The 15,548-nt window shown below is 44.9% G+C and carries 12 protein-coding genes; 5 read left to right on the top strand and 7 right to left on the bottom strand.

The features are described 5' to 3' along the window. The first annotated feature begins 6 nt into the window (after nt 1-6). Nucleotides 7-1,995 (top strand): alkaline phosphatase family protein, encoded by a 1,989-nt coding sequence (locus OCT63_RS07320; RefSeq protein WP_269983461.1) that lies wholly within the window; start codon nt 7-9, stop codon nt 1,993-1,995. 133 nt (nt 1,996-2,128) lie between these two features. Then, the gene (locus OCT63_RS07315) at nt 2,129-2,578 is read left to right on the top strand and encodes a tellurite resistance TerB family protein (protein ID WP_060467895.1); all 450 of its coding nucleotides are present in this window, start codon (nt 2,129-2,131) and stop codon (nt 2,576-2,578) included. A gap of 114 nt (nt 2,579-2,692) precedes the next feature. Here OCT63_RS07315 and OCT63_RS07310 read toward each other — a convergent pair whose 3' ends face one another. Beyond that, nucleotides 2,693-3,223 carry a 3'-5' exonuclease gene (locus tag OCT63_RS07310; protein WP_060467896.1) on the bottom strand — a complete coding sequence of 177 codons (531 nt, stop codon included), beginning with the start codon at nt 3,221-3,223 and terminating at the stop codon, nt 2,693-2,695. Between the two features lie 87 nt (nt 3,224-3,310). After that, nucleotides 3,311-4,849 (bottom strand): sensor domain-containing diguanylate cyclase, encoded by a 1,539-nt coding sequence (locus OCT63_RS07305; RefSeq protein WP_161672633.1) that lies wholly within the window; start codon nt 4,847-4,849, stop codon nt 3,311-3,313. Between the two features lie 347 nt (nt 4,850-5,196). Between OCT63_RS07305 and OCT63_RS07300 the strand changes: the two genes are divergently transcribed. From OCT63_RS07300 to OCT63_RS07290, 3 genes are all read left to right on the top strand, one after another. Further along, complete coding sequence (locus OCT63_RS07300) at nt 5,197-5,829, top strand: DUF2760 domain-containing protein (protein ID WP_060467898.1); 633 nt, start codon at nt 5,197-5,199, stop codon at nt 5,827-5,829. Further along, entirely contained in the window at nt 5,829-7,805 is a 1,977-nt protein-coding gene (locus OCT63_RS07295; RefSeq protein ID WP_269983460.1) for an Hsp70 family protein, read from the top strand. Before OCT63_RS07300 ends, OCT63_RS07295 begins: the two co-directional genes overlap by 1 nt. A gap of 138 nt (nt 7,806-7,943) precedes the next feature. Continuing rightward, nucleotides 7,944-10,796, top strand: coding sequence for an Hsp70 family protein (locus OCT63_RS07290; RefSeq protein ID WP_269983459.1), 2,853 nt, complete (start codon nt 7,944-7,946; stop codon nt 10,794-10,796). Nucleotides 10,797-10,991: 195 nt separating this feature from the next. Here OCT63_RS07290 and OCT63_RS07285 read toward each other — a convergent pair whose 3' ends face one another. The 5 genes from OCT63_RS07285 to OCT63_RS07265 all read right to left on the bottom strand — a co-directional run bounded on the left by OCT63_RS07285 (nt 10,992) and on the right by OCT63_RS07265 (nt 15,542). Continuing rightward, the gene (locus OCT63_RS07285) at nt 10,992-11,207 is read right to left on the bottom strand and encodes a hypothetical protein (RefSeq protein ID WP_269983458.1); all 216 of its coding nucleotides are present in this window, start codon (nt 11,205-11,207) and stop codon (nt 10,992-10,994) included. 255 nt (nt 11,208-11,462) lie between these two features. Then, a complete protein-coding gene (locus OCT63_RS07280; RefSeq protein WP_060467902.1) occupies nt 11,463-11,936 on the bottom strand; it encodes a DUF2947 domain-containing protein in 474 nt (157 codons plus the stop codon). 171 nt (nt 11,937-12,107) lie between these two features. Further along, a complete protein-coding gene (gene rimJ, locus OCT63_RS07275; RefSeq protein WP_161679235.1) occupies nt 12,108-12,695 on the bottom strand; it encodes a ribosomal protein S5-alanine N-acetyltransferase in 588 nt (195 codons plus the stop codon). 105 nt (nt 12,696-12,800) lie between these two features. Beyond that, nucleotides 12,801-14,345 (bottom strand): transcriptional regulator TyrR, encoded by a 1,545-nt coding sequence (gene tyrR / locus OCT63_RS07270; protein ID WP_161679234.1) that lies wholly within the window; start codon nt 14,343-14,345, stop codon nt 12,801-12,803. 144 nt (nt 14,346-14,489) lie between these two features. After that, nucleotides 14,490-15,542: a YcjF family protein gene (locus OCT63_RS07265; RefSeq protein ID WP_060467905.1), complete on the bottom strand. Its 1,053-nt coding sequence runs from the start codon at nt 15,540-15,542 to the stop codon at nt 14,490-14,492. Nucleotides 15,543-15,548: the final 6 nt, after the last annotated feature.

Here is a 15,548-nt window from a genome sequence, read left to right as displayed (position 1 = left end):
ACCGTTTTGAAACGCTCGACGACATCATCTCTTCCATTTTTACTTGCTGGCCCGATTTTAAGAAAAACGACGGCAACTGAAGTCGTACTCTGGATAGTGACTAGCTCACCGCTTACTGGCACAACCAAACTATTCAATGCAGGACAAGAGGCGCCTTTTTATACGTCGCAACTCGATGAACAAGAATCGATTCAAGTGGGTGCACATGCTTGGGTAACCTTGATTCATTTACAAGGTGAGTTTCCAACCAACGTTCCGTTGGAATACCAAATAAAGACTGAGCAAGGTTCGTTAACCGACCTGGCACCTCATTTGGTTTACACAGACAGACGAACCAACAATGACAGCCCTCGGATCGAATTTAAGATATCGACAGCGGCTGACTACATCTTGCATGGCTCTTGTCGCAACCCCCATCACCCAAGTAAAGATAGTCTCGTTGCGGCTGACAACAAAGTCGCACAACAAACGGTGCTTGAGCGACCAGATATATTGATGATGAGCGGAGATCAGATCTATGCCGATCACGTCGCAGGCCCAACGCTTGATGCCATACAACAGGTGATTCAATTACTTGGACTTGCTAGTGAGAATTTGCCAACCGATTCGCAAGCTAGCGATATAAAAAGTAGCGAAATGTTGTTTATGAGTGAATATCACTTGTACCGACGCCATCACCTTTTACCACACCACAAAAGTTCCGATTCTCTACTCGATAAGATATTTCCAAGTCGCGGAGTTCCAATCTTCAGTTCGACTGATTGTGAAAACCACTTAGTCACCTTGTCTGAATTCATTGCTATGTACTTACTGGTTTGGTCCCCAACGCTATGGGAATACATCAACCGTGAGCGATTAATAGAAAACGATTTCACACAAGGCGGCAATAAATTAACGCCTGCAGAGCAACAAAAGTGGCGTGATGAAAGTATCATCATTGACGACTTCATAGCTGGCCTGCCGCAAGTGCAGCGCCTGTTCGCTCATATACCAACATACATGATCTTCGATGACCACGATGTCACCGATGATTGGAACCTTACTGTTGGTTGGGAACACGCGGTGGATCAAAACCAATTCGCCACGCAAGTAATTGGTAACGGCCTTGCTGCTTATTGGATGTGTCAAGGATGGGGCAATAAACCTGAAAGCTTCAATCAGGAGTTTATAGAACAAGCTAGGGAGCTCTTTCAGCATCAAACTCATAATAAAATTGATGATAGCGCCACCGCCCCCTTGATTTACAACATAGATCCAGAGAAACACCAAGCGTTTATCGAGGTACTCAGTCGCTTTGAAGAGTGGCACTACACGATAGATTCTTCCCCAAAGGTTATCGTTCTGGACACTCGAACACGCCGTTGGCGCTCTGAATCTAGAATGAATAAACCTTCCGGTTTAATGGACTGGGAAGCGTTAATTGAATTCCAACATCAGTTACTTAATCAAGAGAAAGTCGTCATCGTTTCTGCTGCACCTATGTTTGGGGTTAAGTTCATTGAAACGCTGCAAAAGATGATGACCACGCTAGGCAAGCCACTGGTAATTGATGCTGAAAACTGGATGGCTCACCCTGGTAGCGCCAACACGCTGATCAGTATTTTTACGCATACTAAAACACCAACCAACTTTGTCGTTCTTTCTGGCGATGTGCACTACTCCTTTGCTTACGACATTAAGCTTAGGTATCGCCGAAACAGTCCGAACATTTACCAAATCACGTGCAGCGGGATCAAAAATCATTTTCCTGATCCACTGCTTAAATTCTGTGATGCTTGGGACCGGTTGTTATACAGCCCGCGTTCGATTCTTAACTATTTCACCAAGCGTAAACGCTTAAAAATTGAGAAACGAAGTCCAGATAATCAGACCTTTTATCGCCTTTCAAACCGCAGCGCTATTGGTGAGTTAAAGTTAGACAGTGACGGTAAACCACAGTCAATCACGACATTAGGCAGTGATGGTAAAGTCACACGCTTCCCTGAGCCGGATTAAACAAGTGTTCCTTAGCTCTCGCTTATCCGTAATGTCAGCTTTGAGTAAAGATGCTTGCGATCACGCTCTGTAAACCCAATAGTTATATCTATCAGCGTTGCAAACTCGATATAAACATTCACTGGAGCTCGTTATGTTTAATTCTCTTACATCAATCTTCAAACAATTAATAGAAGGCCAAGACCTAAGCAAAAACCAAGTCGCATCACCCAATCTCGCCATCGCGAGTTTATTATGTGAAGTTGCGGGTGCCGACCACCAGATCGATGAATCGGAAAGAGTGGCTAAGCTTCAGCTAATTCAGCGCTTGCTGGGCTTAGATGAGGAGCAAGCAAAGGCGTTACTGGAACAAGCCGAGCCAAAAGTAGAACAATCGGTATCGCTGTATGATTACACATCTCAACTACGAGAATTGTCTCAGCAAGTAAGAATCGACTTAATAAAAGCGATGTGGGAAGTAGCGCATGCAGATGGTGAAATAGACCCAATTGAAGACTCTGTGATCCGTAAAACAGCAGAGCTACTCTACGTTGACCACAGTGATTTCATTAAAACGAAATTAAATGTAATTGGTAAAATTTAGCAAAAATGCGTTTCTATTAGCCTAAGCATTTCTATTAGCCTAAGCATCCGTCATCTGTCGCACTAAAAAGCACTGATTTGAAAGTAAGAAACAATGGTCTAATAGTCACAACAATTAAAGCATGGTCAGCGTTAGCTTCGCCAAGTTGTACGCGTCAACGTAACCGGAATGTTGGCGCCCTTCCCATTCAATGTTCTTAGCTTCTTGAGCGGCCCTGTGGCCAATGCGTTTGTCTTTCAATCTATTTTGAACACGATAAAGCGTTGCGATGTTTAAGAACTCGCTGAAAGGAGGTTCAATGCCTTTCTCTTTACACTCCTTGTGTAAGATGAGGTCATCGCGTCCCCACGCTGCGTAAATCTTGTTTGGACCACCAAAGTTCTTGATCATCGACTTGATGACAGACTCTAGCGGGCGGCCTTGCTTTTCAATTTTACGAGGTGTAATGCCCGTTAACTCGGCACAGAACAGAGAGACTTCGTCTTTCTCTGGCTTAACGTAGTATTGTGCGCGCTTCACGATAGTGCCGGATGCTAGGTCAATCTCAGCAAGACCAACTTCAATGATCTCCCCTGTTGTACCTACCCCGTCTTCGCTCCAACAGCACATTTCCAAATCGAAACACACCACTCGATTGTGATTCATACGTCGCCTAATTCTCTCGTCAAAAATTTCGTGAAATTGTACATGAGCCCAATAAAGAACTCGACCCCAGTTGCATCAAGTGCTCATTTAGCCTGCAATTGTGACTCGATTTCGGCCATTTGACTTACTGTGGTAGAGCATGCTGTCCGCTTTTTGCATGATCTCTTCAGAGTCCTCACCGCTACGAATGGCAGCACCAATACTTAAAGTACAACTCAGTTGTCGACCTTTATGTTCACAATGAGAGTGACTCACTGTGTTTCGAATGCATTCTAAGTAACGATTCAAAGCTTCATGATTCGAGATGCTAGAGATAATACAGAACTCATCACCGCCTAAACGGAACAGACCATCTCCTTGCTTCAGATTGACAGAAATCAGCTTGATAACATGAATAAGTAAAGCGTCGCCAGCCGGATGGCCGAATTGGTCATTAATACCTTTAAACTTATCAACATCAAACCCAATCAAACTAAAGGGCTGGTTTCGCTCAATGGCTTTGTCGAGCATTTTATTGAAAGCACGGCGGTTATAAATTTCGGTCAGGCTATCATGATTGGCTAAGAAACGAAGCTCTTCCGTTCTTTCATCAATCATTCGGTATAAACGCTCCTTCTCACGAATTTGTAAATTGACAATATAAGCAAGAAGCAGTGAGATGGTTGTACCAACAAAAGCAATACCCGCCAATACAAGATAACCATTAAAAGAGATGCATGAATCTATCTTGTAATCGACCGTCCATTGCCGGTTAGTCAAGGTGATTGTTTTTGTAATATGGTGTCCAGACACACCTTCGTAGCCGTCAGATTCAAATAAAATAGGAGCATCTTCTGATTCGAAGCCGTTATCGGTAACACGTACATAGACGTCTATATCTCCGATGGTTGATGCCAAAAGGTTATCAAAGTAGGCCGTCGTACGAACGATACCAATCACAACCCCCAATAAGTTGTCACTGTGATCCTCGAACACTGGATGGAAAACCAGCATCCCCCTTTTCGGCGTATCACTATCTAAACCGTCTTGCAGTAGGCGGACTTTGTCTGAAATATTAGCCTCACGCGTCTCTCTGATGTTATCAAGGATCAACTTAAAGCGTTCACGAGAAGAATAAAAACCCAATAGATCATTGTTTACTTGATCATTGGGGTAGATATCGGTCGCAATAAATGCGGGTTCACCACTCAAAACATAACCGTATGTTTTTGGGCCATGTTTAGGAATAGTAAACATTTTGTAGGATGGGTACTTCGCTACCATTTGTGCGGTATGTTCGGCGATATCTTCTACCGCCACTTTTTGCATCCATTGCAACCCAATCAAGCTTTTCGATCCATTAATCGTTTGCTCAGCAAAACGGTCAAATTTATCCCAGCCCTCTGGCTCAGAGGAATAGAAAAAATTAGCACCTGAACCTATATAAGCCACATCATTATCGATAAATGCTTTCAAGCTCAATGTTTGTTGCTTAGCAAAGCTATCCAAGTTCGTATTTAATGAATTATGTTGATTGATCGCGACTAGAACAAAACACAAGACCATTATCAAAAATGAAATCGAAAAGGCGACTAACGGCAGAGTTCGTTTTTTCAACCCCGTCATAGGGTCGATTGTATGGGGCATACAGTTTCCATTCATATTGATTGATTTGAAAGTATACACTGCCAGAATACTACTCTCTAATTATCTTGGCTTTAACAATGGGACAAAACTAACACTATTTACAAAGTGTGGACATTTACGACGAATAAACCAACAATTCTCGATTAAATTTCAAGCTAACTCGCTAAAAAGCCAATTTATTGAAAACATTTAATAAAGCCCTTAAGCCTTGAACATGCTAGTATCCACCCATATTTATAGCTTGAAAGAATCTATTTTTCCTTTGTATAAATGAGTTTTCTTTCCAACCTGTATATTCTACAAAACCAGCGAATATACCGTTAAATCAATCTTAAAGAGAAATCACTATGATCGTTGATTTGAACCTAATCCCACAGACGTTTGATATGCTTCACGCAGGCTTAACTGCATCAAGCGTTTTACTACTGTTAATTGCCGTTTCTCGTAAAACCAAAGTGGTTGAGAAAGTCATAGAAAAACCAGTAGAGAAGATCGTTGAAGTTGAAAAGCCAGTTGAAAAAATTGTCGAAGTAGAGAAAGTTGTTGAAGTTGAAAAAGTGATCGAAAAAGTCGTTGAAGTGGAATCTAAGCTGGCGACAGCGCCAACAGATTCAGCAATGCAACTTCTATCTATCATGCAACAAGAAGCGCGCTTAATCGACTTCCTACAAGAAGACCTAACTTCGTTCTCTGATGAAGAAGTTGGCGCAGCGGCTCGTGTTATTCACACTGGCGGCCAAAAAGTATTAGCAGACTACGTAACGCTTTCTCACATCCGCAGTGAAGATGAAGAAACGCGCATCACGGTAGCTGAAGGTTTCAATCCGCAAGAAATCCGCCTAACAGGCAATGTAACGGGTAACGCACCATTCAACGGCACGCTAGTTCACAAAGGTTGGAAAGCAACTGATATGAACCTACCTAAGCTTGCTGAGAATTACGATGCATCTGTGATTGCACCGGCTGAGGTGGAGCTATAATGGAACACCAAAGTCATTCAGCTCAAGAGCATTCACAAGAGCTATCTTCTCAAGAGCAACATCAAGCACCTAAGTTCAGTGTTGGTATCGATTTAGGTACTACACACTGCGTTTTGTCTTACATCGACACTACCAATGAAGACGCTCGCGTAGAGGTGATGCCAATCCCTCAACTGACGGCTCCAGGTACAGTAGAAACTCGCAGCCAACTTGGCTCGTTCCTATACCAGCCGCACGAACACGAAATGAATGCGGGTTCTCGCGTTCTTCCTTGGTCTTCTGAGCCTAAAGCCCTAGTAGGTGCTATTGCGCGTAACCTTGGTTCAAAAACCCCTATCCGTTTAGTAGCAAGTGCTAAATCTTGGCTATGCCACGGTGGTGTAAACCGTCGTGATGCATTCCTTCCTGCAGGTAGCCCTGATGAAGTGGAAAAGGTATCTCCGCTTAAGACTACTGAACTGTACCTTGAGCACCTTAAAGATGCTTGGAACCACGCAAACCCAGAACACAAACTGGCAGACCAAGATGTCACAATCACGGTTCCAGCTTCGTTTGATCCTGCTGCACGCGACCTAACAGCTGAAGCGGCACGTAATGTGGGGTTCACTCACTTAACGCTTCTTGAAGAGCCTCAAGCAGCACTTTACAGCTGGATCGATAACAGCGATGACAAGTGGCGTGACGAAGTCGACGTTGGCGACATCGTACTTGTTGTTGATATCGGTGGTGGTACTACCGACCTTTCGTTAGTTGAAGTCACTCAAGACGACGGCAACCTAAGCCTGAACCGTATTGCAGTAGGTGAACACATCCTACTTGGCGGCGACAACATGGACTTAGCGCTTGCTTACCGCTTGAAGATGAAACTGGCGCAAGACGGCAAAGAACTGGCACCTTGGCAAGTTCAAGCGATGACGCATGCTTGTCGCGATGCTAAAGAAGCGCTACTTAACGATGCTGAACTGCAATCTGTACCAATCGTAGTACCAAGCCGTGGTTCTAAACTGCTTGGCGCGACACTGAAAACAGAACTGACTCAGCAAGAAGTACAACAAACATTGGTTGATGGCTTCTTCCCACAAGTCGCTGTAACGGATCATCCGGTACAGAAAACACGTGGTGCACTGACTCAAATGGGTCTGCCTTATGCTCAAGATGCGGGCATCACTCGTCATATTGCCGCGTTCCTTTCTAAGCAAGCCAATGCGCTTTCTGGAAATAGCGAAGCCACTCAACAAGATTTCAACCCGTTTGCAAACATGCCCGGTATGCCCGGTACAGAAGCGCAAGGGTCAGAAGCGCCAGCGGCAGATTTCATCAAACCAACAGCGGTGCTGTTCAATGGTGGTGTTCTAAAATCTAATCTACTGGCTGATCGTCTTTCAGACACGATCAATGAATGGTTGATCAATGCTGATGCAGAATTTGCTAAACAGCTTTCAGGTTTAGACTTAGACCTAGCGGTTGCAAGTGGCGCTTCTTACTACGGCGCTGTACGTCGTGGTCAAGGCGTTCGGATCCGCGGTGGTATCGCATCTTCTTACTACGTAGGGATCGAGAGCGCGATGCCAGCAATTCCAGGTATGGCCCCTCCTATGGAAGCTCTGTGTGTTGCACCATTCGGTATGGAAGAAGGTTCAAGCGTTCAAGTGCCTAGCCAAGAATTCGGTCTAGTGATTGGTCAGCCTGTTCACTTCCAATTCTTCGGTTCAACGACACGCCGTGAAGATGAAGCGGGCACGCATCTTGATCACTGGGCACCAGAAGAGCTAGACGAGCTTCCGGAAATCCAAGTGACACTGCCTATATCTGAAGGCCGTCGCGAAGGTGAAGTGGTTCCGGTTACTTTGGCTTCTCGCGTTACTGAGCTAGGTACTCTATACCTAGAAGCGATTGCCACTGACAATGGTCAGAAATGGCACGTTGAGTTCGATGTTCGTGAAGACTCGAATAACGACTCAAACGAACAAGCATAATGAATCAACGGCACCTTAACGGGTGCCGTTACTTTATCAATGCGATTACCTAGCCCTGTATGAAAAGCATTTAGAAGACAATAATAAGACCAAGACTGTCAACACACTGGTCATCACTCTGGAAGAATAAGGTTTTGTATGGCATCTCCTCGTTTTTTAGTCGGCATTGACTTAGGCACAACCAACACTGTGGTTGCCTACTGTGAAATCAACGACGACCTACAACATGCTCCCGTTTCTCTTTTCGATATTGATCAACTCATCGGCCCCGGTGAAGTGGTTCGTAAGCCCCTACTTCCATCATTTCGTTATCACCCAGCACAAGGTCAAATCTCCCCTTCTGACCTAACCATGCCGTGGGAACCAAGCCCAGTAAAAGGCGATATCAAGAACGTTATCGTCGGTGAATGGGCACGTGAACTAGGCGCTAAGGTTGAAGGCCGCCAAGTATCGAGTGCCAAGAGTTGGTTATCGCACCAAGCGGTCGACCGTAGCTCAGACATCCTCCCTTGGGCTGGCGCAACTGATGTCGACAAAGTATCACCGGTTGTCGCGAGTGCGAGTTACCTGAATCACATTCGCCAAGCATGGAACTACCGTAACCCAAGCAACAAACTTGAAGACCAAGATGTTGTAGTGACAGTTCCTGCTTCCTTCGATGAGACAGCACGTAAGCTGACACTTGAAGCCGCAGAACTTGCTGGCTTAGGTAAGATTCTATTACTCGAAGAACCTCAAGCGGTTTGTTACGACTGGTATGCACGCCACCAGCAAACAGCTGCGGAAGAGCTTCAACAGATCCCATTGATATTAGTGTGTGATGTCGGTGGTGGTACTACCGACTTAAGCTTAATTGAAGCGCAGTTCAATGCGAATAACGATACGGACAAGCAAGGTCATAACGAGCTAGCACTCGACCGTATCGGTGTTGGCGAACACTTAATGCTGGGTGGTGATAACCTAGATTTAGCCCTTGCTCACCTAGCCGAACAGCGCTTCAATCAAAACAAGAAACTGAACGCCTCTAGCCTAACCAAACTGATTCAACAAACTCGCGCTGCAAAAGAGAGCTTACTTTCTGCGAATGCGCCTGACGATGTAAAGATCACCATGCTTGGCAGCGGCTCGAAGCTACTAGGTGGAACAAAGAGTATTGGCTTAACCAAGCAAGAAGTTCATCAAATCGCACTCGAAGGTTTCTTCCCACTTTCTGAATTTACGGAAACACCAGATAAGCGTCGCAGCGCCGTGGTTGAATTCGGCCTGCCTTACGTTGCCGATCCAGCAGTCAGTAAGCACGTTGCAGAATTCCTAACAACACATCAGCAAGTGTCTAAAGCTGCGCTGGAAAACTCTGACTCTATTGAGTTCGATGACACTAAGCCTGCTATCCCTGTTGGTGTGCTACTTAACGGTGGTGTATTCAATAGTGAACTGGTGACTGAGCGTATTACTCAGCTACTGGGCAACTGGAAAGGTTCTCCAATCACAGTATTAGATAACCCTCACCCTGATTGGTCTGTGGCTCTAGGGGCTGTTGCTTTTGGTAAAGCTCGCCGTGGTGCGCAGCTGAAAATCGGTGGTGGTGCTGCTCGTTCTTACTTCTTGCATCTACAAGAGAAGAACAAGATGGGCAAAGCACTTTGTCTGCTTGCCAAAGGGACTGAAGAAGGCCAAGAAATCCGTTTGAACAGCCGTCGTTTCTCATTGACGCTTGGCGAGCCGGTTCGTTTTAACCTACTGACTTCAACACACGATCAAATCGCACACGACACTGCAATCCAAAACGGTGTGATGGTGGATGTGGATGCCGATCTGTTCTCCCCTCTTCCACCTTACATTTCTACCTTGGAAGGTTCGGGGACTGCAGAACTTCAAGCCAACCAAAAAGAGCGCGTTGAAGTATTGCTCGCTTGTCAGTTGACCGAAGTCGGCACACTTAAAATAGAATGTGTGAGCACTGAAGATGACTCTAAACGTTGGTTGCTTGAGTTCGAAGTAAGAAACAAGCAAGGTGATGAGTCTGAAACCTCTAAACTACATCCAAGATTGGATGAATGTAAGGAGATAATCTCTCGTCTATATAGTGGCAACAAGAAGAGTGCTGAATCGAAAGAGATCAAGACGCTATCGAAAGACCTTGAGAAACGACTCGGTAAACGTGATGAATGGGACTTCACGACTCTTCGTCATTTGTTCGATAGCTTCTCATTAGGTCGCAAGCGTCGCCGTCGCTCAGAGGCACACGAGAAGAACTGGCTGCGTTTGGCGGGTTACTCGCTGCGTCCTGGCTTTGGTGACCCAACGGACTCATGGCGTATTGAACAAATTTGGGGCCTTTACCAGCAAAACATCCAGTTTAAGAACCACCAAGGTTGGACGGACTGGTGGGTGTTCTGGCGTCGTGTTGCAGGCGGTTTAAACCAAGAGCAGCAAGAGACTATCTTGGCAGACATTGCTAAATACCTTCACCCAGGCGCAATGAAGAACCCTAAAACGGCCAAAGATGCACAAGACAATGGCTATGAGGCCATGGTTCGTTTAGCGGCGTCACTTGAGCAACTTGAAGTGGAAGACAAAGTACTGCTGGCGAGTTGGTTCTTGAGCAAAGCGATTAACCAGAATCAGTTTGAGCAAGCGCACTGGTGGGCACTGGGTCGATTAACATCAAGAACGCCTTTGTATGGCAGTCAGCACAGCGTGATTCCTAGAGAACAAGCCGAGCAATGGTTACCGAAACTACTTGAACAGAACTGGCATAAAGAACAAATGATAGCCTTCGCAGCTGTGATGATTTGTCGTAAGACGGGTGACCGTCAGTTTGATATCTCTGATGACTATCGCAACCAAGTGATTGAGAAGCTGAAACAAAGTAAGGTGCCTGAATCTTGGCTGATGCTAGTGAGTGAAGTGACTGAACTTTCTGAGAGCGAGTCTAAGCGTGTGTTTGGTGATGCATTGCCAAGCGGATTAAGCCTAATCAATAGCTAGTTTTAAAAACGACTAGCTTTCGTTACTAATGAAAAAAAGAAAAGCCACTTTCGATTCGTTGAAAGTGGCTTTTTTATTGGTGGCTTAAGGCCTGTTTGCAAGTGTTTGCTTGACTCGTGTTTCGCTGGCCAATATCTAATTGATTAGAGGCTTGCTGTTCAAAGGCCTTATTAGCCGTGTTGCTGTTCATCATTGTTAGTGTTTGGTTCCTGTTGGGTTGATAGGAAAATCCGTGTTTTCATAAATATCGGACAGTTTTTTCGGTTTCTTACCCTTGGCTCCTTTGGTTGATTGACTATGAGTTTCGCTTAAAAGCCATTGCTCATGCATTTTTGCTGAACCCAAAAACTCTGGATCCTCCATTGCTTCCTTGCGAAGTCTATTTACACGTTCGAGAGTATCCCAAATCATAATACTTCACCTCCACTAAGGCAGTACTATAAAGATAGCCCAAAACCACAAAACTTCAAGTAAGCCAATGGGATAGCGATCTCAATTTCGTAAATCTCTGTATTTAAACGAGTGGAAATTCGATTAAATTTTCAGCTTCAAACAGTGGGTGTTTCGCAACGATCTTTAAAGATCCACAAGCAAAAAAAAAGCGAGCTCGATGCTCGCTTTCTATCTGTCGTTTGTACAACGTGACTTAATTAAATCATGTTTTAATTAAGCTCGGTTACCGATTTTCACGGTACCGTTTGTTGAGAACCAAAGCGCTTCTGAACGACGGCGGCCAAGTAGAATCGGACCATCATCGTAGAACAAAAAGTTCTTCCAATGCTTCTTAAAAATCGCCCACTTGGTCTCTAGTACATTATATTTTTCGTAACAAAAATAAACAGTTACGTCATCTTGCCAATCAATGAAGTTTAGGATCTCTTCTGGCATTTCTGGTTCATCTGCTTCCCAATGTGCCATCCAGCTGATCTCTTCATTCCAGTTCGATGCTTTGCTCGGCCAATCTTGCGAGCTTAGTCGCTCGGCATCAGGGCTTTGAGGGCTTACGTTCTCTTTCCAGAACTGAGATGCTCTTGCCTGTGTCATTGGCCTAATCTTTTCCAAGTCCTCAGCGGGTAGTGGCATCGACTGGTGAGTAAAAATCCATTTTCTTTGGTATTCGTCCAAAGTTGTGTATGACATCAAAATTCCTCAAATTTCTTCTCAGGCTTATGGATTACCATGCCTATATGTTCTTTCTGATGCAGCGGCGATTAGAGATCGCTTGATATTCGCTGCCTTTAAATTCGTTGTTCGCTTGTTTACTTAAATACGCTTACTGCTAAATACAACTGTAGATAACTACAACTGCGTCTAAGCATTGCGTCTGTCTTCCCAGTTCGGGTTAACTAACGCGGTCAGTATATGGTCTTCCCATTTACCGTTAATCTGTAGGTAGTCTTTAGCAAAACCTTCGCGAACAAAACCAAGATGTTCCAACACACCAGCACTTCGCTCATTGTGAGGCATATAGCCCGCCATTAAACGGTGCATGTTCTGCACATCAAACATGTAGTCCTTCGCCATGCTCAAGCCTCTTCGCATGTAACCGTGGCCTTGTGCACTTGCAGCCAACGAGTAGCCCACATTACAGGCGTAAAACGGAAAGCGAGACAAATTACTGAACGAGATCGTCCCTAACATTTCGTTTGAGTCGGCATTGATCAATAAACAGTAGTAGCCAAGCCCCATTTTATGAAGCTCGTTTAGTTTGATCAGTCGCTGCGCCCAACCTTCTCTTTCGAAGAACGCATCTTCTCGAGTCGGTTCCCAAGGCTTAAGGTGCTCTCGGTTTGTTTGAAAATACTCACTGATCATGCTCGCATCGTCAATTTGCGCTGTACGTAGAATAAGGTTTCCATCGTGCTTATAAACGCGTTCAGGTGTACTCAGATCTTCCATTCGCTTTCTTATTCCGTTATCTGGTCTTGTTCTAATGTCTTACTCAATACCGTTTGCTTGTTCAATACTGCCCACTTACTTAATAACATACCCCAGCAGGCTCAATCAGTTCTTTCTAATACCGTAGTCGCGCAGTTTGTTGGCAATTGAGGTGTGAGAAACATTCAAGCGCTTTGCTAACTTACGGCTTGATGGGAACGACTGATAAAGCTTCTCTAGAATCTGAGATTCATAGTCTTTCATGATCTCATCTAGAGAACCATCTAAGCTTAGATTCGCCATTCCTGCCGTCATGGTTTCTAACTGAGGCAAGTGGAATTGCTCAACGGTTAAGGTATCTGAATCCAACTCTGTCAGTGCGCGTAGAACCATGTTGTCTAATTGACGAATATTACCCGGCCATTGGTAGTTGCCTAACTGGTCAATCAATTCTTGAGTAAGCTTTGGCTTTAGCATGCCTAGTTGCTGTGCATATTTAGCCACGAACAGCTCTAGCAATGATGCTACGTCGTTAGAACGTTCACGCAAAGCTGGAATTGACAGTGTCAGTACATTCAAGCGGTAGAACAAGTCTTCACGGAATGAACCAGAATCGGCAAGTTCAGAAAGGCGGTGGCGCGTTGACGCGATAATACGCACATCAGCGTGCATCTCTTCTTCTTCACCAACACGACGGAAAGAACCATCTTGTAGGAAACGCAGTAATTTGATTTGTAGATGCGGACTCATTTCGCCAATCTCATCTAAAAATACCGTACCGCCATTCGCTTGTTCGAAAATACCTTTATGACCTTGCTCATGGTTGAATGAACCCGGAGCATGACCAAACAATTCGGTTTCCGCTACGTCATCTGGCATGGATGCACAGCTTAGAATCAAAAATGGGAAAGAAGAGCGATTTGATCGGTTGTGACAAGCTTTAGCCAGCATCTCTTTACCCGTACCTGTATCGCCTTCAATTAACAGAGGCTGATCCAGCATCGCCAATTTCTTAGCTTGGCTTATCAAGGCTTTATGGCGATTAGACACACCAACAAAGTGTTCGAAACCTAGGTTGTTCTGTTCTGGGATGGCATCTGGCGTGTTCATCTCTTGATTACAAGAGCGAATCGTCATTACTGCACTGGCCAGTACTGCTTCGTTAACATCGCCACCAAGATAAATAGGCAGAACCTCAATCGAGAAATCTAAACCATCCAACACCACCACTTCACGATGACGAGTGACGTCACCTTCGATCCAACGAGCAAAATTGAAGCTAGGTACGAATGTCGAAAGCGGCTCACCGATCACTTCGTCTTCTTGCTTGCCGAATAGGTTCAATGCAGCGTGGTTCGCTATATCAACTGACCCTTTAAGGTCAATCGCAATCACGGGGTCTGGTAGATTAGCCAACAGAGCAATTAACTCTGTGTTATGCCTTTCGCTTGGCATAAATTGGATTTTTCGTACATCCTTCACACCAGAAATTCGGCGAATTTCAGCCATAAGTTCACTAAAAGCATCAAAATTGATATCAGGGCAATTTAGGTAAATAATGCCTTTAACATCAATTTCGATTCCTCTTAAATCAATGCTTTTTGAGGCCAAGATATCGAGCAACTCACGCGTTAAGCCGAGTCTGTCTTCACACAATACTTCAAGACGCACAAATAGTCCTATTATAGGTGTCAGGATAAGTTGACAGTAGTGTGGATTAAGGTCTGAGTTCAGTCAAGAAGAAGAGTAAACATATGTTTACTCTTCGCTCGCAAACCACTCAATGTCATACATTTTGTTTCAAAGTCGTATGCACTATTTCAGCGTGATTCGTTTTATTTCAGAAAGGACGGCTTTACGAAGGTCTGATAGTTTTACTTTGCGCTCGTTATGCCAAGGCATTGGGCGCAGCAACGTCATGGCTTTTAAGCCCAATCGAGCGGTTAGGATACCAACACCGAGGCCCTGTCCTGCTCTCGCGGATACTTTGCCAGCAAGATCCATCGAGACGAGATCCACACTTGCATCTATTGCCAGTTCACTTGCGCCCGCTGCCGCCATATTGATTAACACCAACTTGAACAACTTAATGCGAGACCAGTAACCAAGCTCAATGCCATACACATCGGCGAGCTTGTCTATCATGGTGAAATTACGCCACGCCACCAGCAACATGTCTGCCGCCGCTAATGGGCTCACCGCAACCAAGGCCGCCGATTCCGTCGAGAATTTGGTCACGATTTGAGTTGCCACCTTATCTTGTTGGCTCACCACTAGCGCATCGTACATATCCAACACTTCAGCATCACTGTGCGCAGGGTTAATGCTGTTTCGCCATTTATCATAAGCTGGAGACTCGGCAATAATGCCGCCCTGCTTGGCGATGTTTTCACAGAACGTTTTGCCCTTACCGACACTTTGGCTTTGCAGTAGCTCTTCACTCTGTTCTTGCACACTAAAATGGTCTTTCAGTGAGCGTAGTTTCCACAGCTCTTTGCCTATTGCGCCTAAGCCCAACGAAGCAATAACTGCTATGAAACCAGCCCAACCTAGGGCGAGCCAGTCAGCAGATTGAATCGCGGTGATGACAGAATCAATCGCTTGCCAGCCGACTAAGCCTGAGAAAGCGACCAATACACCCGTTCCAAACCACTTCTTCTTTTTGCTCGGTCGAATCACTTGTTCCAGTTGCTGCTCAGCGTCACCATCAAGGTCGGTTTCCACTTGTGGTGCGACAGGAACAAATTTCTCTTGCTCGGTAAATAACTGCTGGGCTCCGAGTTCTGAACTCGCTTCATTCTTATCATTGTCATCAAAAGAGGTCTTCAACGGTTCATTAAAGATCTGCTTTGTTTTTAATTCACTCATTTTGAT

Source organism: Vibrio sp. RW (assembly GCF_027587105.1).
GTDB classification, from domain to species: Bacteria; Pseudomonadota; Gammaproteobacteria; order Enterobacterales; family Vibrionaceae; genus Vibrio; species Vibrio toranzoniae.
This window is presented reverse-complemented; position numbering and strand designations above follow the sequence as displayed.